General features: G+C 36.2%; 19 protein-coding genes and 5 pseudogenes. 11 read left to right on the top strand and 13 right to left on the bottom strand.

Annotation, left to right across the window (positions count from 1 at the left end):
* The first annotated feature begins 2 nt into the window (after positions 1-2).
* The 5 genes and pseudogenes from AAGD93_RS05600 to terL form a co-directional block, all read left to right on the top strand.
* The gene (locus AAGD93_RS05600) at positions 3-1,478 is read left to right on the top strand and encodes a DegQ family serine endoprotease (RefSeq protein ID WP_341819264.1); all 1,476 of its coding nucleotides are present in this window, start codon (positions 3-5) and stop codon (positions 1,476-1,478) included.
* A 117-nt stretch (positions 1,479-1,595) separates the two neighbouring features.
* Positions 1,596-1,700: pseudogene (locus AAGD93_RS05595) on the top strand (WPE palindromic element domain-containing protein); the annotation flags it as partial.
* A 77-nt stretch (positions 1,701-1,777) separates the two neighbouring features.
* Positions 1,778-2,458: pseudogene (locus tag AAGD93_RS05590) on the top strand (hypothetical protein); the annotation flags it as partial.
* A gap of 63 nt (positions 2,459-2,521) precedes the next feature.
* A protein-coding gene (locus AAGD93_RS05585) for an IS630 family transposase (RefSeq protein WP_341819116.1) occupies positions 2,522-3,381 on the top strand; the annotation gives its coding sequence in 2 pieces (ribosomal slippage) (positions 2,522-2,846 and positions 2,846-3,381; 861 coding nt in all).
* Positions 3,369-4,262, top strand: a pseudogene (gene terL / locus AAGD93_RS05575) (phage terminase large subunit); the annotation flags it as partial. The gene AAGD93_RS05585 and the pseudogene terL, both read left to right, overlap by 13 nt.
* Before the next feature lie 4 nt (positions 4,263-4,266).
* On the opposite strand, the gene AAGD93_RS05570 reads toward terL, so the two are convergent.
* The 6 genes and pseudogenes from AAGD93_RS05570 to AAGD93_RS05545 form a co-directional block, all read right to left on the bottom strand.
* A complete protein-coding gene (locus tag AAGD93_RS05570) occupies positions 4,267-6,462 on the bottom strand; it encodes a hypothetical protein (RefSeq protein WP_341819263.1) in 2,196 nt (731 codons plus the stop codon).
* Between the two features lie 34 nt (positions 6,463-6,496).
* On the bottom strand, positions 6,497-6,685 hold the full coding sequence (locus AAGD93_RS05565) for a hypothetical protein (RefSeq protein ID WP_182367154.1): 189 nt from the start codon (positions 6,683-6,685) through the stop codon (positions 6,497-6,499).
* A 133-nt stretch (positions 6,686-6,818) separates the two neighbouring features.
* Positions 6,819-6,977 carry a hypothetical protein gene (locus AAGD93_RS05560; RefSeq protein ID WP_341819262.1) on the bottom strand — a complete coding sequence of 53 codons (159 nt, stop codon included), beginning with the start codon at positions 6,975-6,977 and terminating at the stop codon, positions 6,819-6,821.
* 3 nt (positions 6,978-6,980) lie between these two features.
* The gene (locus AAGD93_RS05555) at positions 6,981-8,411 is read right to left on the bottom strand and encodes a hypothetical protein (RefSeq protein ID WP_341819261.1); all 1,431 of its coding nucleotides are present in this window, start codon (positions 8,409-8,411) and stop codon (positions 6,981-6,983) included.
* Between the two features lie 116 nt (positions 8,412-8,527).
* Positions 8,528-10,465 (bottom strand): excinuclease ABC subunit UvrB, encoded by a 1,938-nt coding sequence (gene uvrB / locus AAGD93_RS05550; RefSeq protein ID WP_341819260.1) that lies wholly within the window; start codon positions 10,463-10,465, stop codon positions 8,528-8,530.
* A gap of 395 nt (positions 10,466-10,860) precedes the next feature.
* Positions 10,861-11,133 (bottom strand): annotated as a pseudogene (locus AAGD93_RS05545) (transposase); the annotation flags it as partial.
* 133 nt (positions 11,134-11,266) lie between these two features.
* Here AAGD93_RS05545 and AAGD93_RS05540 point away from each other — a divergent pair.
* Both AAGD93_RS05540 and AAGD93_RS05535 read left to right on the top strand, forming a co-directional pair.
* Positions 11,267-12,124 (top strand): annotated as a pseudogene (locus AAGD93_RS05540) (IS982 family transposase).
* Positions 12,117-12,365, top strand: a complete 249-nt coding sequence (locus tag AAGD93_RS05535) for a transposase (RefSeq protein WP_182309100.1) — start codon at positions 12,117-12,119, stop codon at positions 12,363-12,365. Before AAGD93_RS05540 ends, AAGD93_RS05535 begins: the two are co-directional and overlap by 8 nt.
* 344 nt (positions 12,366-12,709) lie before the next feature.
* Here AAGD93_RS05535 and AAGD93_RS05530 read toward each other — a convergent pair whose 3' ends face one another.
* The 4 genes from AAGD93_RS05530 to AAGD93_RS05515 are packed head-to-tail and all read right to left on the bottom strand — an operon-like array spanning position 12,710 to position 14,650.
* The gene (locus AAGD93_RS05530; RefSeq protein ID WP_065094399.1) at positions 12,710-13,087 is read right to left on the bottom strand and encodes a cytochrome c-type biogenesis protein CcmH; all 378 of its coding nucleotides are present in this window, start codon (positions 13,085-13,087) and stop codon (positions 12,710-12,712) included.
* Complete coding sequence (locus AAGD93_RS05525; RefSeq protein WP_341819259.1) at positions 13,071-14,102, bottom strand: hypothetical protein; 1,032 nt, start codon at positions 14,100-14,102, stop codon at positions 13,071-13,073. The genes AAGD93_RS05530 and AAGD93_RS05525 overlap by 17 nt, the downstream gene beginning before the upstream one ends.
* The gene (locus tag AAGD93_RS05520) at positions 14,095-14,457 is read right to left on the bottom strand and encodes a ferredoxin family 2Fe-2S iron-sulfur cluster binding protein (RefSeq protein WP_182365771.1); all 363 of its coding nucleotides are present in this window, start codon (positions 14,455-14,457) and stop codon (positions 14,095-14,097) included. The genes AAGD93_RS05525 and AAGD93_RS05520 overlap by 8 nt, the downstream gene beginning before the upstream one ends.
* Before the next feature lie 31 nt (positions 14,458-14,488).
* Positions 14,489-14,650, bottom strand: coding sequence for a hypothetical protein (locus tag AAGD93_RS05515; RefSeq protein ID WP_156517976.1), 162 nt, complete (start codon positions 14,648-14,650; stop codon positions 14,489-14,491).
* Positions 14,651-14,677: 27 nt separating this feature from the next.
* On the opposite strand from AAGD93_RS05515, the gene AAGD93_RS05510 reads away from it, so the two are divergent.
* The 4 genes from AAGD93_RS05510 (at position 14,678) to AAGD93_RS05495 (ending at position 17,756) form a co-directional block, all read left to right on the top strand.
* Complete coding sequence (locus tag AAGD93_RS05510; protein WP_341819258.1) at positions 14,678-14,836, top strand: hypothetical protein; 159 nt, start codon at positions 14,678-14,680, stop codon at positions 14,834-14,836.
* 432 nt (positions 14,837-15,268) lie between these two features.
* The gene (locus tag AAGD93_RS05505; protein WP_341819257.1) at positions 15,269-16,822 is read left to right on the top strand and encodes a UDP-N-acetylmuramoyl-L-alanine--D-glutamate ligase; all 1,554 of its coding nucleotides are present in this window, start codon (positions 15,269-15,271) and stop codon (positions 16,820-16,822) included.
* Positions 16,823-16,828: 6 nt separating this feature from the next.
* Positions 16,829-17,419: a COQ9 family protein gene (locus tag AAGD93_RS05500; RefSeq protein WP_341819256.1), complete on the top strand. Its 591-nt coding sequence runs from the start codon at positions 16,829-16,831 to the stop codon at positions 17,417-17,419.
* Between the two features lie 4 nt (positions 17,420-17,423).
* The gene (locus tag AAGD93_RS05495; RefSeq protein ID WP_006279274.1) at positions 17,424-17,756 is read left to right on the top strand and encodes a hypothetical protein; all 333 of its coding nucleotides are present in this window, start codon (positions 17,424-17,426) and stop codon (positions 17,754-17,756) included.
* Here the strand turns inward: AAGD93_RS05495 and rsmD are convergent.
* The 3 genes from rsmD to AAGD93_RS05480 all read right to left on the bottom strand — a co-directional run bounded on the left by rsmD (position 17,714) and on the right by AAGD93_RS05480 (position 22,738).
* Complete coding sequence (gene rsmD, locus AAGD93_RS05490; protein ID WP_182319544.1) at positions 17,714-18,262, bottom strand: 16S rRNA (guanine(966)-N(2))-methyltransferase RsmD; 549 nt, start codon at positions 18,260-18,262, stop codon at positions 17,714-17,716. The genes AAGD93_RS05495 and rsmD overlap by 43 nt on opposite strands.
* Positions 18,263-18,384: 122 nt before the next feature.
* Positions 18,385-19,014, bottom strand: coding sequence for a hypothetical protein (locus tag AAGD93_RS05485; protein ID WP_065094405.1), 630 nt, complete (start codon positions 19,012-19,014; stop codon positions 18,385-18,387).
* Entirely contained in the window at positions 19,004-22,738 is a 3,735-nt protein-coding gene (locus AAGD93_RS05480; protein WP_341819255.1) for a type IV secretion system protein, read from the bottom strand. The genes AAGD93_RS05485 and AAGD93_RS05480 overlap by 11 nt, the downstream gene beginning before the upstream one ends.
* Positions 22,739-22,774 lie beyond the last annotated feature (36 nt).

Below are 22,774 nucleotides of genomic sequence, written 5' to 3'. Positions count from 1 at the left end.
TTATGAAAATTATTTTATCTATATTTGCATGTTTTTTAATTGCGTTTTCTTCATACGCTAATGTGTTCGACTGGAACGCAAAAAAAGTTGTTGATGCTAACACTCCTGCATGCAGCTGTGGTCAAGGACTTGCCGATTTAGTGGAAGAACTCATTCCTGCAGTTGTAAATATTTCAAGCGAACAAATAATCAAACAAGAAAGTAATAATAGAACTAAAACCCCCTTTATGCCAAGAAATAATTTCTTTGATGATTTTAGAGAGTTTTTTGAGCACTTTGATCAGTTTTTTATGGATAGGGGCCCTAGTGTTAACAGAGAGGTGGTGTTGCTTGGTTCTGGGTTTATTATAGATAAAGATGGAACCATAGTAACCAATTATCACGTTATTAAAAACGCCCAAGATATCACAGTTACTATGAATGATAATACTCATTTTAAAGCAGAAGTTTTAGGCTATGACGCAAGAACTGATCTTGCTGTGCTTAAGATTCATTCTGATAAAGATCTTCCTTTTGTTGCATTCGGTAATTCTGATACAACAAGGGTTGGCGATACAGTTATTGCAATAGGTAACCCATTTGGTTTGGGTGGCTCTGTAAGTACAGGAATTATATCTGCAAGGTCCAGAGACATTAGTATCGGCACTATGAATGAATTTATTCAAACCGACGCTGCAATTAATAGAGGCAACTCTGGAGGGCCATTATTTCATCTAAATGGAAAAGTTATAGGCATTAACACCGCTATCTATTCCCCATCTGAGTCTGGCGGCAATGTGGGTATAGGCTTTGCTATACCATCTAATTTAGCTATGTCAATTATTGACACATTAAAAAGTGGCAAAAAAATAAAACATGGTTGGCTTGGTGTGCAAGTTCAGCCTATAACGAAAGAATTCGCTAAGTCCTTGGGTTTAAAAGATACAAAAGGTGCACTGGTTGCAAGTATAGTAAAGGATAGTCCTGCAGAAAAAGGTGGAATTAAGGTGGGTGACATATTATTAGAATTTGATGATAAAAAAATTGATAGAATGACACAACTGCCTCAAATGGTTTCAAGAACTGAACCTGGAAAAAAAGTACAAATTAAGTTACTTAGAAAGAGCAAAGAGGTCAATATTAAGGTTGTGATTGAAGAATCTGCAAATGATGGTCAAGGTAATAATCAAGAAGAAAATAAATCAACATCCGATTACATAACTGGTTTAACTGTTTCAAACCTGCCAAAAGAATCAAAAGAAAGTAATCCTACAAAAGGTGTGATAGTTACCAATATAGATAGTAACAGTAATGCCACGTTGCGTGGTATTAAAAAAGGAGACATTATTATCCAATTAGATGGAACCGATATAGAAAATACTAATGATTTTCAAAAACAAGTTGATTCAGCAGTAAAGAAAAACGGTAAAGATTCAATAATGTTGCTCATTTACCGCAATGGAAATCAATTCTTTACTTCGATAAAGTTGAAGAAGTAATTTTATTCACTAAATTTACAAAACAGTAGTGTTGTAAGCTCGCTACTGTAACACTTCAATCTTATAAAATAAATAAAAATCTACACTAGATTTCTTGCATAACCATATAAAAAACCAAAGGATGTCATCCCAGTGCCCAGACACTGGAAACTTCACTGTAATGAGCACATTGAGCAGCTGTATAATAAAAACTGGATTCCAGTGTCAGCTACTTGCATGACGCCGTCATAAAGGAACCAGTGTCGGCTACTTGGATGACACCATAGGGGTTACTTGGGTGATACTATAGGAGGTCTAACATGAACTTTCTAAAATTCATTGAACTGTGCTTTCAAACAGTGGTGCCGGGATGTGAGTATAATGATTATCAGTACATAAAAGTCATAGCAGACAGGCTGGAAGCAGCGAATGCTGGCGAAGTAAGGCGCATAATATTCAATATGCCTCCGCGTTCAATGAAGTCCATATGTATGAGTGTTGCGTGGCCCGCATGGATACTGGGAAATCAGCCAACTGCAAGAATAGTAGTTGCAAGTTATTCTAAGTTGCTTAGCGAAAAACATTCGCTCGATACGAGGTGCATAATGCAATCTGATTGGTATAAAAAGCTATTTCCAGAGGTAGAACTATCCAAAGACCAGAACACTAAATATAAATTCCAAACAGTGCAGAGAGGATACAGAATCGCAACATCAGTTGGAGGAACATTAACCGGTGAAGGTGGTGACTTTATTATTGTGGATGATCCGCTTAACCCTGCTCAAGCTTTGAGTGAAACATTTAGAAAACGTGCCACAAACTGGTTCGATCAGACTTTAGTAACGAGACTCAACGATAGAAAAAAAGGAGTAATTGTGCTTGTGATGCATAGGCTTCACCTGGAAGACTTAACTGGGCACCTCTTATCTAAGCCAAAAAACATATGGCATCACATTTGTTTGCCAATGATTTCTGAAAATAAGGAGGTTATTTATTCAATTATAGCTCTTTTCATAAAAGTCCGGATGTGATAGGATAAGGATAGATGATGATAAGGAGGTTGAATGCCAGCAGCATATAGTTATGATTTAAGAAAAAAAGCAATGGAAGTGCTAGACGAAGGAGAAAGCAGAGAAACAGTGGCAGCAAGATTTAAGATTGGACGAACTACTTTATGGGAGTGGCAGCAAAGAAGAAAAGAAACAGGAGACTTTCAATCAAAAAAACTTGGAAATGGGGGTTACAATCACAAAATTACCGACTGGGATACCTTTGCCAAATTTGCCAGAGAACACGGAGGAAAGACTCTATCGGAAATGGCTAAACTTTGGAACAACGTTAGTATCCAAACGATCTATCGAGCCCTTAAAAAAATTGGATTTACGCGCAAAAAAAGACATATGGATACAAGGAAAGAAACGAAGAAAAACGTGCTGAATTTTTGAAAATTATAGCGACAAAAGAACCTAAAAACTTAGTGTATATAGATGAGTCTGGCATTGATAACACCGAAGACTACCCCTACGGATATTGCCAGAAAGGACAGCGGTTTTATGCCTTAAAATCTGGAAAGAAAACTCAACGAATCAGTATGGTTGCAGCCTTAAGTGGAAGAAAGATAGTTGTTCCGTTAACCTTTGAAGGCCACTGTAATATGGATGTTTTTAATGGATGGTTTGAGCAATTTTTGACACCGATCTTGGAACCTGGACAGACTGTCATTCTTGACAATGCTACTTTTCATAAGTCTGATAAGATTATCGAGCTTGCTAAAGGGGTTGGTGCAGAAATTTTGTATCTGCCGCCTTATTCTCCAGATTTCAACAAAATTGAGCATCATTGGTTTGCTATAAAAAACAGAGCCAGGAAAAACATTCCTCTATTCGAATCCTTTCGTCGTGCTGTTGATTCTGCCTTCCTATGACCTGTTCGGACTATTATGAGAAATGCTATAATAACCATACTGGTGTCATTCCAACCCCCCCTCCTGTCATCCCAGTGCCCAGACACTGGGATCCAGAAAATTCAACCGCAAAAGACTGGATTCCAGCATCAAGTGCTGGAATGACACTACCTGCAAGAGTATTATACTCAAGAGAAGAGAATGAGTTATTATATCCCCTGGAGGGAGGAAGAGAAGAAGTTGAGATGATAAAAGTTGAACTCGGGAGTTACGCTTTTGCTGCTCAATATCAACAAAACCCCCTGCCGCTTTCAAGTGGTATAATAAAACAAGAGTGGCTAAAGCGCTATAAAAATTTCCCTGATAATCTCTCACATGTAACTCAAAGCTGGGACACTGCAGTTTCAACAAACGATTCCAGCGACTTTAGCATCTGCACCACCTGGGCAAAAATAGATAATAAATTCTATTTACTTGATGTATATCGAGCAAAGCTTGAGTACCCAAAGCTTAAAGAGCAAGTTCTGTCACTAGCTGCAAGATGGACGCCACACGCAATTTTGATCGAAGCAAAAACGAGTGGTCAACAATTAACACAAGAGCTAAAAGCAAACAGTGATCTACCGATTATCGAAATAATTCCACACAATGACAAACTCACTCGATTTTATCAAATTGTTCCGGTGATAGAGTCTGGTAGGGTTTTTTTGCCACAGCAAGCAGTATGGCTCAGCGATTTCGAGTACGAAATTTTAATGTTCCCAGAAGCTCGCCATGATGATCAAGTGGATAGTACCGCGCAATATCTGCAATGGATGAGAAAAACTAACACCAGTGCTTTCAGGGTCAGAGACTTTGGCCCTAACCCTAATAAACCATTTAGGTGGTTAAGATATATCTAAAAACCTAAATTCGTTTCCCCCAAGTTTCTCGCGTATGCTCTACAGTACGACACTCTTTAACCTCTGAAGAGACACTTCCCTTATGTTGCACAGCAGGAGAACCCATAGAACAAAAACCACTATCTCTATCAGCTTTTTTAGAACTAGAGTTATCAGGTAATTGTGCTCTATGCTCTACAGGTAAGTGTGGCTCCCTTTTCCCCGAAATAGTACCTTGTGACGGGCCTGGATCACCATCTAGAGAACTTACAGGAGAAGTCACTCCTGAGCTTTTTGCTCTTCTTTCTGAGGCAGATCGTTCAGGCAAAGGTGATTTTTTAGTTACAGGAGTTTCAGGAGCACTTACACTTGAAGATATCGAACACACCGAACCACGCCCTTCATCATGTCGCTTAAGAGGTGATACCTTTTTTCTTTCTTTACAGAACCAACCACCCCCATGTTGCTTCTCCGGAGATTCACTTTCTTGTGACTTTGCTTCAGAATACTCATCACTACTTTTTCGATCACTTTTATCAGTAACTTGCTGTTTTTCAGGTTCCTCATTACAAATGTTCTTCGTATCTTTTGGAGAATCTTCAGAAACCCCAAGATTTGAGGATATTGAATTATCCCATGCTCTAGGAGAAGGAATCGATGATGGTCTACAGGTCATTTTCTGATCCCGAATATTAGCCTCTGTTAGCATACCTTTATCAGCACCTAAAGATAGCTGTGATTGACCACAAGTGGGTTGACTTGGATCTATTTCCCCCGGCACCAACTGAAACATCCTCCCTGTTTCTTCCTCTCTTTCCGACCATTCCCTGGGAGGCCCATCTAATGCTCCATCGGGACTCCGCGTGGGACACTTCTGTGTCTGTGGTTGCTCAAACAATGATCTTGGACCACCACTTGAAGACTGTGCACCAGAATCCTTAGGTTTCGGAGGTGAATTACTATCATAACCACTATCTGTATCTTTTTTCCTTTGGTTGGGCGGTGTTCTTATTCCACTCGGTCCTGCATGCATAGGAGAATTGAGTGGAGAATTTACTGTTGAGGAGGATTGACTACCTCTTATCGAGTCACGTCTCCTAAAATTTCCAGGATCAACTGCAAATTCAAAACGTTTGTTTTCTTTATTATATGTAATTGCAGACTCCATAATTTTAGGAAGTAACTGAGCAATTCCTTTATTAGAGATAGCATAAACTGGGTTTTGGCAATTAGTAACATGTGGTTTTGCAGTTTTGCCTCTGATATCACTTACAAGTTTCTTATTATATACTGCATTAATTTTGTATGCATCCTTATGCTTTAAAGATTCGAGCTGACCATCATATGTTTTTGTTAAAGGTATAAGAACAAAACTATTGCCACTCCCTATTTCTCCTTCATCTACAAAAATATCATTCCCATAAGCATCAACGAATTTCTCCGTATGCTTAAAAATTAGGCTGCTAAAAACGTCTTTAAAATTTTCAACTTTAGAACATTCCTCGCCTGGAGTGTCAAAATCAAGTGCTATCCGTCCTTTAACATATTCTGCTATACTCTTAACTACTTTATCACTCACATTTTTAATGTATAATATATCACCTTTATTGTCATAAAAGTCTGAACTCTTAAGTCCACACTCCCTTAATCTTGAGTTAAACTCTTTAATATACTCCCCTTTAAGCAATTCAAAAGTCTCTGAATCATATCTCCTCTTAAGGTATTCATCGCTAAAAGCAATACAGCATAGATAAGAAGAAGACTTACCTATTGCTCCTATTCTAAAAGTTTCTCCTATCCATTCATGCGCTTTTTCCTCCGTTATCCCTACTGCTTTTTGTAAACGTGCAATCAGTTTCAATATTACAGCCCTCCTAAACTCATTAACTAAATGAATCTTCAAGTTATGGATTACTTCACGATTTGCAGAATCTGCAAGCTTTACTTCCATTACACCTTTTATGTTACTTTTTTTCTTTTTAGGATTAGCACCTAAAACAAATGGAAAGTAATTTAAGTTATAATACCTACCTGCTACCTCTCTACTGGAATATTGCTGTTTTATTATTTCCTCTCCTATTCTATGTAGATATTCTGCTACGTCAGTGTCATCAGCAAATAACCCAACAATCTTCCTACCTTCCACAGTAAAATTAGTATTAATCCTTTCAGAAAAATAATTATTTAAGTTAAAAACATTAACCAACTCTTTTATATCCATAACTACCTCTATTAAAAATTGTTAAGAAACAACACTACTTGCTTTTTCCTTTATCTTTACTACTACCGGCACTAGTAGCACTGCCACTACTCAGTTGTGTATTAGGCTTGCTATTTGCACGTTCCCACTCTGCTCTGTTTTTCTCCTTGTTAGGACCAACCCACTCAACCTTGTCATGTGAAGGCCATATATTGCCACCACCATTATCATTATTACCATGCATATTATCCTCTAGTAAAAATATTATGTAACTAGTATACTAAAAATAAAATTAAGTGCAAGCACTTTTTTATATTTTTTTTTAAAAATTTTTATTCACTCTTTTTTCATAAAACTCTAGTTTCTAGATTCCAGCGTCACGCGCTGGGATGACAAGAAAGAGGTACCAAAAAGAGACCTTTTCTTGTCGCCTTAGTAGCCATTCTAACATAGAATGTCATCCCAACTAAGAAGGGTGTCATCCCAGTGCCCAGATACTGGGATCCAGTGTTCTTTATCACACAAGTAGCTAACACTAGCTATCTCAATGGTGTATTACCATTTCCTCTTGCTGCAGGTTCCTCAAGTACATCAGTAAATTTTGACTTAGGATTTTCTTTAGCATCACTTGCAGAACTACGCTGATCAGCACTAGATTTTCCATTATCAGTAGTTCCTGATGAAACTTGAAAATGACCAATTGGATAATCGTGCTTAACATCAGCTTGGGCATTCCTTTGAGCAACTTTTTCTCTAAGTTTAGCAAAAGGGTCATCTGTTTTATGCTCATCAGTAGACTTGGATTCTTTTCCACTAATACTGCTAGACTTATCAGCAGAGGTGGTTCCTCTTCCATTAGCACTTTTACTTGGATTCCTGCCATAAAGAGTAGATGCTCCCATACTTTCAGAATTAAATATTATCCCACCCGTTGCAGGCTGCGCTGTAGGTTTCGGTAGACACACCTCTTTCTTCGGTTCCTCCGGCTTCGCTTTTTTCTCTTCTTCCACTTTTAGTTTTGTTTCTTTTACCTCGCGGTTCTCATTGTTTATAACCTCTTTAAATATAGGAGGCATTATAGGTTTTGGTAAAAGATCAAGCTCTGGTTTGCTCAGAGGAATTGGCCTTACAAATCCGGGTGAAACGTCAAAAAGGAAAACTGGCACTTTAGGCTTTTCTCTTTCATCTACCTTGATTTCTATATCTTTATGAACTTCTTTAATTGCTTCTTCCTTTAATGATGTTTTTTCTGCTTTTTTATCTTCTTTTTCTGTAGATGCCTCTACCGCAGCCGCCAACTCAACTCCAAACATCTCTGCGAACATTGTAATAATCCATCCGACAACAGCCATTTGTAACCTGAGTTTCAGATCTTGCAATGCAGTTAATCTTTCTAACGCCCTTGCAAACTCTTCTTCTGATAACTCACCACTGCCTAATTTCTCCTGCAATTCTTTTATCTCTTTGTCCAACCTCTGATTGAAACTTAAATCGCGTGCAAAAATCTTCTTGATTAACTCCTTAAGTTTGTCACGCATAAATTTAATTATCGAAAGAAGCCAATTTTTTTCTTTCTTCTCCTTGAGCATTTGGTAGATTTTCGGATCATCTACATTTACTTCAAAAAGGTTGAAGAGAGGTTCAAAGAAACTCCACAGTGTTCTTTCACAATTGAAGTAATCCTCATCATCACCTTCTCCGATATGTAGCTCTGCTTGAGATGATATTTCATCGACACAACTAGAAGCCTGACGCTCACACTCGAGCCTCCTGAGCAAATCTTGTCTGGTGAGCTCCTCTATGGCTGCTTTTAGTTCATTTAACTTCTGCTCTGCAGAGAAATCTTGCTCCCTGATTTTTCCTTGGAAGATTGAGCTACCGTTTCCGTTATTATCTGAAAAATTTTCCATTATTTTTCCCTCCTCAATAAAATTACTGCCTTTGTTGTTACCTGAAAAGCTTTCCACCATTTTTACTTCCTTCATAAAACTTAATAATTTAATTCTACAGTACTAAATATTTAAGAACTATTAATGTAAAGATGTCAATAAAATTATTTACATTTTTACACTATATATATATTATATCATGTGCTATTTAACCTTTCAATAATATTTTTTATTTTTACTGCTTCTTCAAATTCTAAATTTTCAGCATGCTCTATCATTTGCTTTCTCAAATCATCCTTATTAGTATTTACTTTCGGTTCTGCTATTGCCTTCTCCTGTAAGGTGTTTGATAAGGTGTTTGATATAGGTTTTATTATAGTCTTTGGGACAATATTGTGCAATATATTATGTTCTTCTTGTTTTTTTCTTCTTCTTTCGGTCTCTCTTAATGCACGGTCCAGAGAACCAGTGATTTTATCTGCATACAAAATTACTCTACCTTCAGCATTACGCGCAGCACGACCAATCGTTTGAATTAATGAAGTTTCCGATCGCAAAAATCCTTCTTTATCAGCATCCAAAATTGCAACCAACCCACACTCTGGAATATCAAGACCTTCCCTCAGCAAGTTAACACCTACTAAAACATCGATTTCTTTAGATCTTAATTTGTATATAATTTCTATTCTCTCCAGCGCACCAATATCAGAATGCAAATAACTCACTTTCATATTCAATTCACTCATATATTCAGCTAAATTTTCAGCCATTTTTTTCGTCAATGTAGTGATTAAAACACAAAATCCCTTCCCTATTGTCACTTGTGCCTCATGAATTACATCATCAATTTGACTCTCTATTGGTTTTACAATGCAGATTGGGTCTGTAAGCCCTGTTGGACGGATAACTTGCTCTATAAATACATTATTGGTCTTTGCCAACTCATACTTTCCGGGAGTGGCTGAAATGTAAATAGTCTGCGGCCTAACTCCCTCCCACTCTTCAAATTTTAATGGACGATTATCAAAAGCGGAAGGGAGCCTGAAGCCATAGTCAATCAATTTCTTTTTACGCGCCTCATTACCACTGTACATCGCACCAACCTGAGGAACGGTGACATGACTCTCATCAACAAATAAAATTACGTCTTTAGGTAAATATTCAAACAAAGTAGGTGGTGGATCCCCAGCTTCCATTCCATAGAGATAACGCGAATAATTTTCAATACCTTTACATATTCCTGTTGTTCTCATCATTTCGATATCAAAATTAGTGCGTTGCTCGAGGCGCTTTGCTTCAACAATCTTGTTTTGCGAGTAGTAATAATCCAAGCGTTCATGCAGCTCTTTTTTGACTAGTTCAATTGCCTGCAACAAAGCCTCACGCGGGGTTATGTAATAGCTATTTGGAAAAATGGTGATTTTATTTACGCCTTTGGTAACATTGCCCGTTATAGCATCAACTTCAGAAATTTCTTCTATTTCATCGCCAAATAACGATAAACGCCAAGCTTTATTTTCATAATGGGAAGGAAATATATCAATAATATCGCCGCGCACTCTGAAATATCCTCTCTCAAACCTGGCATCAGAGCGCTTGTATTGAAGATCAGTTAAGTTGCTCAGGAAATCATTAATACGAATTTTATTTCCAACACTAAGCGGTATGATCATGCTGCAGTAGCTCTCAGGCGAACCAAGACCGTATATGCAGGAAACACTGGCAACTACGATCGTATCCCTGCGCTCCAAAAGGGAGCAGACGGTGGAATAACGCAGCATCTCAATTCTTTCGTTAATTGCAGAATCTTTTTCGATATAAGTATCAGTTTGTGGTAAATAGGCTTCAGGTTGATAATAATCATAATAAGAAATGAAGTATTCAACAGCATTATGGGGAAACAATCCTTTCATTTCCTCATAAAGCTGTGCTGCTAAAGTTTTATTGTGTGCCATAATTAATGCAGGCCTGTTTGTCCTTGCAATAACATTTGCCATAGTAAAAGTTTTCCCAGAACCAGTAACTCCAAGCAAAACCTGATCTCTTTTATTGCTATTTAGCCCTGCAATTAAGCTATCGATTGCCTGTGGTTGATCCCCAGCCGGTTGAAAATGTGTAGCGATTTGAAATTCCATAGACTTTACTTACTATCTTTGATTCATTGTATAGTAAACACTATATTGCTTTTAAGATAAGTTGTATAGCTATCGTAAAGCCATAAAACATTAACCAACAATGTCATGCAAGTAGCTGACACTGGAATCTTGTTTCAATGTTAAACAAAATACCATAGAATTCAAGAAGACAATTCCTAAAAAATCCCTACATCCAAAAAAAGGCAAAATGCTGCTTGAATAAGCTAAATTTTTTTAGATGCAAAAACAATAAAACATAGTTGATACTAAAGTTATAGTACTCCTATGACAACGTTACAAAAATTAAGGAAATGGATAGCTCTGATCAATTGGAATAGTATTTTTAGGTACCGGTGGTCAATATGACATTTTTAAAATAAAGATTTAGAACCTGTTTAAAATCTTCTCAATAGAAGAGAAATGAAGGAAAGAACGACCATTTGTAGGCTAGTGTTAAGTTTTCGCTCGCAATTTTTCCACAATCGTCTGCATTTTTCTAACCAAGCGAAAGATCGCTCTACAACCCATCTTTGTGGCAATACAGCAAAGGAATGTAATTCACTTCGTTTTATTACTTCTACAGTTGCTCCAATAATCGTTTTTATTTGAGTTGCAAAATTTTCTCCTGTATAACCTGCATCGACCAGTATATTTTTAACTTCCGAGAGGTTTTCTTTTGCGCTTTCAACCATTCTCACAGCACTGCTAACCCCAGTTGTAAATTAGAAAAAATAGAAAAGGTAAGGAAATAGGGTAAACTCCGAGGTATTTGATATTCATTCCTAAAATAGGAGGTTACCAATGAAAGAGAAAGTAACAGAAATCTTTTGTATAGTCGATGATTTTTGCAATACAGTCGATGAAAATTTTGCAGAAAAACTTCTACCAAGTGGCAAAAAACCAACCAGGACGCCAGAGATTACGCATTCAGAGATTTTTACCATAATATTGCTATATCACCAATCCAAGTGCGACAATTTTAAAATTTTCTATGTGCATTATTTGAAATTATTATACGAATCAGCGTTTCCAAAATTGCCATCCTATAGTAGGTTTATCAGGCTAAAATCGCGGGTTTTATGGTATTTAGCGCTCTTAATGCAATGGTTTTGCGAACAGTCAAAAGTGACAGGGATTTCGTACATAGATGCAACATCTATCGCTGTTTGCCATCCAAAAAGGACCTCGAGAAACAAAGTTTTCAAAGGGTTGGCAAAGATTGGAAAGACTACTTATGGGTGGTTTTTCGGTACATCTAGTAATCAATGAAACTGGCGAAATTCAAGGGGTTACGGTGATAAAAGGCAACGTTGATACCTGTGCCAAATTTAACTAAGAAATTGACTGGATTATTGTTTGGAGATAAAGGATATATCAAAAAAGATCTTTTTCACGAATTATTCGATAGAGGGTTAAAGCTTGTAACCAGTATAAAAAAAGGGTATGAAAAACTCATTAATGGCGCTAAATGAGAAGATTTTGTTAAGAAAAAGATCGATTATTGAGACAGTTTTTGGCTCTCTGAAAAACAAATTTGAGATTGAGCATACTCGCCATAGATCACCGATAAATTTTTTGGTACACATTTTTTCTACGCTTGTTTCATATTCCATGCAGCCGAAAAAGCCCTGCATTTCTAAGCTTTACTTCGTTGGCTAATCCGCAACTGGGGTATATAGGGTTGACACCAAGGCAATATTCTTCTGGAGAAGTTGATCGGCATGGCAGCATATCAAAGATGGGACCAGCGGAATGTAGAAGTATGTTATATGAAGCTGCACAAACAATGCTTACAGTTACCAAGAGGACATTTAAATTAAAAAACTGGGGTTGCGAAGAAAAAAGGAATGAAAAAAGCAATTGTAGCAGTAGCAAGAAAATTAGCTGTAATTATGCATAGGATGTTGGTTGATAAAACAGAATTTTATTATCAATAAACATCAAAAGAGCATAGGACAATAATTTTATTGAAAATAAAGATAGCAATGCCGATGGAAGGGACAAGCAAGAACTTAGTTAGACTTCGTGGTAAATATGTTGCCGTCCACTTCCGCCTAACAGGTATAATGCGGCTTGACAAATTTATTGTCATCTCAGACCGCGGAGAGAACCACATGCTACTTTTAACTTATGTAAAATTACCAAGGATTATGGAGAAGATATGCTGTTTTGATTTGTGTGAAAATTATTGTTGACTTATGTGCAATTAGAGAACCCAAGTCACTTTAGCTATATATAAAAGGTTTAAGTGGTTGTATTGATGTATCTTTGTATTAAAAAACACCCAATAAGCAGAGTTGTAAGTGGAATAAACCACAAAATGTAAGTGCTAGGTGGTACGATTATAATTGAATTGCCGTAAGAATTTTTTAACTCTGAGATTATCTCTTCATCAGTGTATCCATCATTGATTTTTTTACGAATTGCTCCTCGCATATCATACGCGATCTGAGATCCAGATTCAGACAATGATTCGCCAGAACATATTGGACACCTTATTATTTCAAATAAACTTGTTGCTCGTTTTTCCATGCTTTTATCTCTGAGTTTATTATCCAGAGTAAAAGCGTTTACGCCTGAGTGGAATATCAATATGAAAAGTAAACTAACTACTGCTCTCATCCTTGGTTAATTGGATTATTTTACTGAGCTGGTTCATAAAATCAGTGGTGGATAACTTTCCAATAAAGCTTGACCCTACATCATCATCGTACTTTATTGAAAATTGAACGCTGTCATCAGTTGTTTTTTCTGATAAGGAAGACATTAATTTTTCAAACGCATCTGAAGTTTTTGAGTCACCAATCATAAACGAGATTAATTCTTTATAATTTGATATAGCCACGTTGATTTTGTCTTTAAATGAAGACGTAACCAAATTATAATTTTGCACTCCACCATCTGCAGCAAGAGAAAAATTATTACTTTGAATTAAAAATTTCTCTATGTTGAAATTAATTCTGGAAGCTGAGATGTGGTTTACAAATTCGTAATCAAATTTAGTGTCGATACTAAGGTAACTTTCAGGACTTGCAGTATTTTTATACCGATAAGTATAAAAATCAAATCCTAGTTTAGTATTTCCACTTGGTTCTTTATCGAGGTGAAATTGAATGTAATTGCTTTTATCATTCACTTCAGTTATAACACTTTGCTGATTTTCTGAAACATCACATTTTAATCCATAATCTTCGTAACGAAGTGTATCTATATAGTCTATCACGCTGTTGAATCGCAATGAAGATGGTAAATCGTTTAGTCTAACAACAAAGTGGCTGCTATCGTTTGTGTGGCATTTTATATTCTTTTTCTCATCACCATGAACAGCAATGTTGACTTCATTGCTTGGTATGTAGATATATACTGATTTATCAAACAATCTATTTTTTATCAATAAAGCATCAGATGAGATGGTTAATTGCTCATTGGAAAATTTTGGGTTTGTCACACAGAAAATTAGGTTAGAAGGAAATCCACTAAAATCATGTGAAATATCAAACTTTTCGTCGTTAATGTATAGTATTGTTTCAGCTAAAAGATTTTTTACCTTACATGCAGAAAAATACCAAAAACCACTATACGCTACAGGAATAAATAAAAGTAAAGAGATGATAATATAGATAAAAATCTTACGCATGATTCCCCTGTTTATCCAATGATATATTTCTTGTACCCCTTGGTATGGTTACACATAAGCCGTCGATATCTTTTGTGATTTTTATTTGGCATCCAAGCCTCGACGTCTCTGTTAAGCCGAAAGCTAGGTCTAACATATCATTTTCCTCATCAGATATGGGGTTATGTGTTTCTACAGCATCATAAAATTCTGGATCAACAATCACGTGGCATGTAGAGCAAGCAAGAGAACCTTCACATGCACCTTCAAGCAGATCTGGATCACTTCTGTGGGCTAAATTGAGCAGAGTTTCTCCCTCTGCAGCTTCATAGCTTTTCTTACTCCCATCAGGTAAAATAAAAGTAACAGATGGCATATTATCCCTATTAAAATCCTTACTAATTTCTCTATATCCTACAGGTAATAACTAATATTTGCAAACTCTTTGCAATTCCAGTGCCTATATTTCTTGTTATCCAAGTATCTCCTTTAGCATAGATCCCGCTAACAAGCAGCGGGATGACGGTTGTCAGGCTAGTGCCTTCTCCTGTCATCCAAGTAGCTGACACTGGTTCCTTTATGATGGCAGCGCCCCTATGATGTCATTCCAGTGCTCCTATGATGTCATTCCAGTGCTTGACACTGGGATCCAGGAAAGTTTGCTTGTAAGCAAGCAAACTAGCACAGAAAGTGGTTACAACATTTTCAATGAGATTATATGGAAAACTGGATTCCAGTGTCAAGCACTGGAATGACATCATAGGAGCACTGGGATGACAAAAAAAGGAGCACTGACCATTTTCGGTCTCTTAAGTTGCTTTAGCTACAAACATTAAGAAATTTACCAAATGAAAAAAAAGGCAAAAGAAACCCTAGTCATTGTCTATTTTCAGTATTGGCGTTTTTTAAGTCTTAAACGCTTTGTAAGCGCGTTTCGGCTTATATAGGTAAAAACCTAAAAATTTTTAAAGACATGCGATGCACGTAGTGCGAAAAATTAAACATGAGACGCCAAGTACCCTAAGTTTTTTGTCATTAACCTGCACAGATTGCGAAGATAAATAAATAGCTTCAGTTTCATGATAAGGGGACTGGCGGAGTTTGTCAAGGAAGTTTTTTGTTTCTATTGAATGACAGTTGTAACCTACAAAAGAAGTCTGTTGTAATTTGTACGATATCTTTATAAAATGGTTCGCATAAGTTATCTAGCAGTGCAACTAAACAAATACAAAAATCAAAACGTCGCGGTTTTTGGTCTTGGTAAAACTGGTTTATCCGCCATTAACGCTCTAACAAAGAGTGGTGCAAGAATGTATGCATGGGATGATCATGAAGAGCAAATAGCAAATGCAAAAATGATGTATAAAAAATGTAATTTTATTCATCCCAAGGAATACAATTGGCATGAGATCAGTGCATTGGTTTTAAGCCCTGGAGTGCCAACAGAGCCACATTGGATAGTAAAACTTGCAAGGAGATTTGATTGCAAAATAAAATCAGACATTGAGCTATTTCTTGAAGCTAAAACTACGAACCAGAAGGTAATAGGCGTCACAGGAACAAATGGTAAATCAACCACTACATCACTAATAGGGCACATATTAAAATCTGCAGGGAAAAAAGTAGCTATTGGTGGAAATTTAGGCGTTCCTGTTTTGGATCTAGAAAGAGATGCAGAAATTTATGTAATCGAACTCTCCTCTTTTCAATTGGAGTTGATGAATGAAATTAACGTGGACATCTCAGCACTGCTCAATATTACACCAGATCACATAGATAGGCATGGAAGTATGGAGAACTACATAGCAACTAAATTAAAACTGATAAACGGTAGTGAGGTTGCCGTAATAGGATGTGACAATGAGATTACTGCTGATATATTCAACAAATTCACTGGAGACAAAATTCCAATCTCAGTAACATATTCCCCGATGTCATTCCAGCGCGTGACGCTGGAATCCAGAAAAGAAAAACCATTGCCAACTACTCAGATGACAGAGGGTGGTGCAAGAGATCTAATATCATTGGCAGGTAACAATTTGCTTGATTATAGTGAACAGATTACTGGTATAGATCGAAATTATCTGGATCCCAGTGTCAGCTACTTGGATGACAAAAGGGGCACTGGGATCCAGAAGATCTCGTTAAAACTAGAGAATCATAGCTTATCAGTAAGCGACGTGAAAATAAACCTAATATCCAACGCAGAAAACATAGCAGCCACATATGCCGTATGTAAGGTACTTGGAGTAGATAGCAACACTATTATCAATGGAATCAAGTCCTTTTCAGGACTGAGGCATAGGAATGAACTGCTTGGCAAAATAAGAAATGTGTTTTTCGTGAACGATAGCAAAGCAACTAATGCAAAATCGAGCGAAAAGGCGATCTTATCTTATGAAAACATAAATTGGATCGTTGGTGGAAGAAGCAAAAAAGGTGGAATAGAATCATTAAGCAAGCATTTTACAAGGGTTAGAAAAGCTTTTCTTATTGGAGAATCAACCGAAGCTTTTGCAAATGTTATGGAGAATAAAGTAGATTATGTTAAATGTTGCAATCTAGAAGATGCATTCAGATTGGCTTTTGAAGAGGCCTTAAATAGCACAGAAGAAGTAACAATATTACTTTCTCCCGCGTGTGCTTCTTTTGATCAATGGAAAAATTTCGAGGAACGTGGTGAAGCATTTTGTAGAATGTTTGAAAATCTCAGGTACAATCACACATGCTGTTTAGTATAATGTTGCGTGGAACAAAAGTTAATAATAGATAAGCTAATTAGGGTTATTCCATTTGAAGGGATAAGCGATGAAACCCTATTAAAGGTGTGCACTGACCTTAATCTAGCTAATAGCTTTTGCAAATTTCAGAATGGAATATATAGCGCTTTGGAGCACATAGCAGAGGACTTAAATAGCTCAATGGAAACTGAACTAAGGAATTCTAATTTAGAAGATATGAAAGTGCGAGAGCGAGTAAAGTTAGCCATTCAAATACGCCTTTCAAATTACGCTAAGCTACCAAATTATAGAGAACTTTTAAAAAATGTTTTATTATTCCCTGTATCATCAAAAAATACATATTTTTCTAGTAAACTTTTATACAGAACTGTTAGTGCGATTTGGTATGGCATTTATGACCAATCAACAGATTTTAACTACTATACAAAAAGAGCAATATTAGCTGGAGTGTACTTAAGTACGATACTTTTTTTTATCAATGATTATTCAGAAGATTTTGTGGATACTTTATCGTTTCTTGATAACCGTATCAACAATGTCATGACATTTCAAAAATTCAAAACTCGCTTAAAAGGAATCATAGGAAATTTCTTATAAGCTATTGATTGTTGGTAGAAAAGTACTTGAGCACGATCCTGAAAAGGTTTGTGAAAATAAAAATATTCATGCTGATCATAAAGAACATTTAGTTTATCGTGAGGATAATAATGGTACAACAAAATACACCAGTTACGAAGAAAAAGAAAATAAATTTATTGAAGAAGCACATGAATATTTAATAGACTCTGAATTTAATAAAAATTTTGATCTAGGGCAGTACAGAATAAGTAATTTCTCCGGAAACTTGACGAAAATAGAACTGGAACTCATCAATGAAAAGTATATGCAAGTTCAAGTTAATAGAGAAAGAAAAATTATTCTCGCTATACCGTAGGTGCGTTCCAAGATTATACTGAAGTTTTTATTGCACTCAAAATCTTCGTTTTTCCTAATCTCTAGAATTATCAATGCATCATCACTTAACCAGCCTGAGTGAGCTAGTCCATTCAACGTTGATTCAACTAGATTGCTATTGTAAGGTGGGTCTATAAAAACTACATCGCACTTTGAAATAGGTTGTGGCAATTTGTTAGCACTACAACAAATTAGCGTGACATTGTTCGTAATTCCAAAATCTTCTGCTGTTTTTTTAGGCAGTTGCAAATTGTAATAATCTGAATCCACCATGAATGCATGTTTAGCGCCGCGAGAAAGCGCTTCAAATGAAAAAGAGCCACTTCCGCAAAATAAATCAAGTACATTCAAGTTATAAATAGGTTTCCTTGAGGAAAGCATATTAAATATTGCTTCTCGGACAATACTCATAGTTGGCCGTGCAGCTAAATGCTTACCTGTAGTTATTTTTCTTCCGCGATATTTGCCTGCAATGATGCGTAGCATATTAAATAAGCTCCAAAATAATTAATTATTTATACTATATGATTAATGTCAATATGGCTTTAGCAGTTTAATAGAGAGAAGCTATCGAGTCGCTTGTAAGAAAAACACAAACACAAGACTCATCAGTTATCTTTTTCTGATTTGCCTGCTGCATTAATTGCTTGACCAATCTCATCTTGTAAATCATCATGATCATTTTTTTCATCATGATTTAGCCCTTCAATTCTGCTTTCTAACTCTAACTTAATTATAGTATTGATTTTATCTATATTATCAAGAAAGCCTCTACATTCTTCTTCACTATACTCTTCACCAGATGCTTTTTTTTCAATAAATAGGTTTTTAAATCCTGCTAGATCAGAATTCTGATCGGTATTTAGTACAACATTTCTCTCTATGAAGCTAAGATCTGACAGCAGTAAGCTAACCTCTAACAGATCTTCACTTTTCACGCTTTTAAGGTCTTCAAGACTTTCTAAAATACTAAACACCTTAATCCTTTCTTGTACAATCTCTTTGTCTTCCTTATCAAACTCAGACAATAAACTATGATTATCTACAAATTTCTCACTCAAAGCTTTATTTAATTTAGTGAGGTCGATATTGTTGTCTGGTGTGTTGTCTAATAGTAGATCTACTCTCGCCCTACGCACATTTAAAACGTCATCATAATTATTTAATTTTATATTGCCATCATCATCTTGCTGCAATTTATAATAATCAAGGCCTTTGAAATTTTTATTAGTCTTCATCTTCAATCCTCTTCTCATCTCCTTTTGCATCTGGTTTCCTCATTGGTTCCGGTAATTTCCTTTTACTGTCTTCTCGATTTCTTTTTTCCTCTCTTTCAGCACGTTTTTTTATAGCTTCCTGGGTATTCATTTCAAAAAGTGCCTTAACGTACTCTTCTGGATTTTTTGGTTCTTTAAATAAAGGCTTAAGATTATAAACTTCGTCTTTTCGATCTCTTTCTTCTTTTCTTCTAGCTCTTTCAGCACGTTTTTCTACAGCTTCTGGAGTGTTCATTTCAAAAAGTGGTGAGAGGTTGTAAACTTTATTTTGACTTCTTCTGCCTTCTCTTTCAGCACGTTTTTCCATACCTTCAAAAGCAGATCCAAAATCATCAATTTCATCTGGGCCTTTTGGTTCCGTGCCTAAATTTCGTGTCACTTCATTTGATTGATCAGGCTTATCTTCTTCTGTTGGCTGATCATGCTGTAGTTGATTAGGCTTGTCTTCTTGTTCTGTGCTTAGTTCTCGTACTACCTTATCTGGCTGACCTCCCCCTCGTAGTCGAAGAGGGTCGCCTTCTTCTAGTGGCTGATCATGGTTATCTCTTACTAGTTCCGTGCCTAACTCTCGTTCTACCTTATTTGATTGATCAGGATTGTCTTTTTCTGGTTCTCTCTTACGGCCGATAGTGTAATCATGAAGCTTCTCTAAGAAATCTCGCCTATATTCTTTTGCTCTATAGAGTAGGTTATGATCATAGCCATGCTTTCCTATAGAGTCAAGACCATGCTCCCAAGTAAATTTCATAGCATCTTCTATTGTATAGCCCAAATGTGATCCTACATATCCTTTGTAATATTCTAAATATTTACCGATCCTTCTATGCGTAATATCTTCCTTATCAACTCCAAATGCCCTGTAGATTTTTTCCTCAAGTTTATCAACGTCATTTTTAGGTGATGTTGCAAATTTTGTTGCTTCAATAGTAGCACCTACAAATTTACGTGGCACATCAATAGCGTATTTCAGCACTCCTCCAACTCTTGGTACTCTCCCCAGCAGATTAGCTGCACCTCCGGCTAATCTATCCGGTAAATGAGTAGCCCAACTGCCTAAAGACTCAAGTCCTCTACCAGCAAAATTTTGCCACTGCTGTTTGAATCCTTCGATTATGCCAGTCAAAGGTGATGCCTGATACATACTAGATATATTGTAAACGCTGAATCCACCACCAGCGATACTTGAGCCCATTTGTTGTACGAACGTGCGTAAGGAGAACATTAAAAATGAAAGCAAGAATAGTATAAAGATTTCCCCTGCATTGATTAAATAACCTCTCTGTATGTCTTGCACCCTTTGGTAATCGCTATTTTCTTGATAATTTTTGCAATCCTCACAATCTTTACATTTCTGACAGTATTCACTGTTGGGATCCTTATATAAATCATGAAGTTTCAGTATTCTACAACCTTGTTTTTCTACCGCACTCCGCACTAAAGATCTTATTTCATTAATTATTTCCCTATAACTATTGCATTTATTTATATCTTGACAGTAGCGTTTTATTATTTCACTAACATCACCTATCCTTTTCTCTATATTGTTGATCAGTAATATAATGTCAGCCCTCTCTGATGCATGGGATAAACTATTTGTTAAGCGTACTAGATCTTTTGCACTGCAGCCATTACTAACTACCATATCACTTTCTGCAATATAGTGGTCTGCTGGATTATCTTTAGTTCCAGGCATTGGATTAAAGAAAGGATAATCTATATAACGAAACCCTTTTATATGTTCACCATTTTTATCTTTAGGGTAATCCGGTGGAAGCGGGATATATCCAGCGCCTCCAGTAAATTTTATTGTACCACCTTCTCTGCTTATCTTTTCTATACCTTCTATACTTTTATCTATGTTAAGAGAAGAAGCTTCTCCAAGAGTGTAAGGTACAAAAATTTGCCCTGGGGTCCAACCAAAGTACTGCTTATCAACGATACAAAAACCGCCAAACACCCATTTTGGAGCACATAACTTTACCTCGAACCATTTATTGTAGCATACAGTAAAACCTAGTTGTCTATAAAAGGTGTTCATTATAATAGCAGCCAGCAATGACAGCAGGGTAAATATCATAATCGACTGTAAACAAAAGCTTATACAGAATTTTATCCAACCTTCAAATAGACTTTTCAGCGGTGAAAATAAAATAGAGATCAGGAACAGTGGCATGATAGCTATAAGAAAAGCTATACCCATAAAGCCAGAGAGAAATATTATGTAAGCATACAAGCACAACAAGAAGTATAGCACAATCCCTATGAAAATTGCCGGTATCATAAGAAGGCTTGCCCACATTTGGTAATGTAAAAACGCTGCAAACTTTTTCCAAACAGAATAAGCAAAAAATTTATTGAACATGTCCTCCATGAAGCTAAACAACTTAGCTTCATCTCCTTGAGCAATAATTCCGGTGTTCATGTTGGGAGCAAAGTTAGTAATTACACTTATCAATTGTTCAAGACCTTTAACGAATAAAACAAGAAAATGATCATAGAAAAATCTAAAACTTCCAGGAGATATAAGCACTATTACTAGAGTGATTTTCATCATTCTGATGAGCATATCATGCTTAGTTTCTCGTATCATGCCAAAAAGATAAAGAAGCGATGAAATCATTACAAATAGAACAAGCAAGGAAAGAACAAAATTGTGAAAGCTCGTACTTTTTTCAGCTATATTTTCGAACATAGCTTGTGCAACTGCAGGATCATTGCTATTAAAATGTTCTTTGCAATTTTCGTTAATCAATAATACACATTTTAGATAGTTATAAATGTAATCAAAAAACCCAAAACTACTTGGCTGCTGCACTCCACTTAAGAACTCAAAAGAGTAGCCACCTACATTATCTAAGTAATATCTATCTAATATTTTTACATATATTTTCCATCCCTTTTTTAATTTCACCGGGTTACAATTTCTGTCTTTTAATTTAGTGCTATCTCTGTCTAAAGTAAAAAGACCGCTCCCATTTTCTGCCACGGAGTTGTAACCTAGATGTACAGTAGGATATTGAGGATCGCGCATTAACTTTAGATTTTCGTTAGGATCATCTTTCCCCGTTTGAAACAAAAGATAAGCACCATGACCATTGGTAAACCAACATGGAGCACCACGTGATACTGTATTTGCGCTATCATCTTCATTAATGCACTTGCAATTTACAGTGCAACTTGTATCAGACTTACTTGAAAATTTTTGTATGCTAGGTTTATAATCATTACAAACTAAGTGAAAATTAGGTAAACTATTATCACTTTGTTTACCTTCAAATTTAGTTGCATATTTTAACTGCTCCAAGCTTTGTAAGGTATAACTGCCTTTTTTAGATTCCTTCTTGTTATTATTACTCCAAGATGTCCATGCACCATTTACTCGCACTATTAAGCTATCTCCATTGGTTTCTAATCCAGTATCTTTCCACTTCACCACTTGGTTATGGTGAAAACCAGAATTAATTTCACCAGTGTCAGGATCAATAACGCTTTCATCTTCACCTTCTGGAATAAAAGCATCATGATCGCTTGAAAAATGAGCGCTTACTGCAATAGGTTCAGGACCAAAATAGTCAGCAGATATGCACCTTGGAAAAGGCATATCGTTCTTACTACAACCTGTGATCAGCACATAAGCTGCAAGAAGTAATACCCTAAACCAACATTTGCCTAAGCGTGATTGCATATCTAAACTTTTTCCAAATACAGAATAAATTTCTAA

The organism is Wolbachia endosymbiont (group A) of Brachyopa scutellaris, assembly GCF_964026995.1.
Taxonomy (GTDB): Bacteria; Pseudomonadota; Alphaproteobacteria; order Rickettsiales; family Anaplasmataceae; genus Wolbachia; species Wolbachia pipientis.
This window is presented reverse-complemented; position numbering and strand designations above follow the sequence as displayed.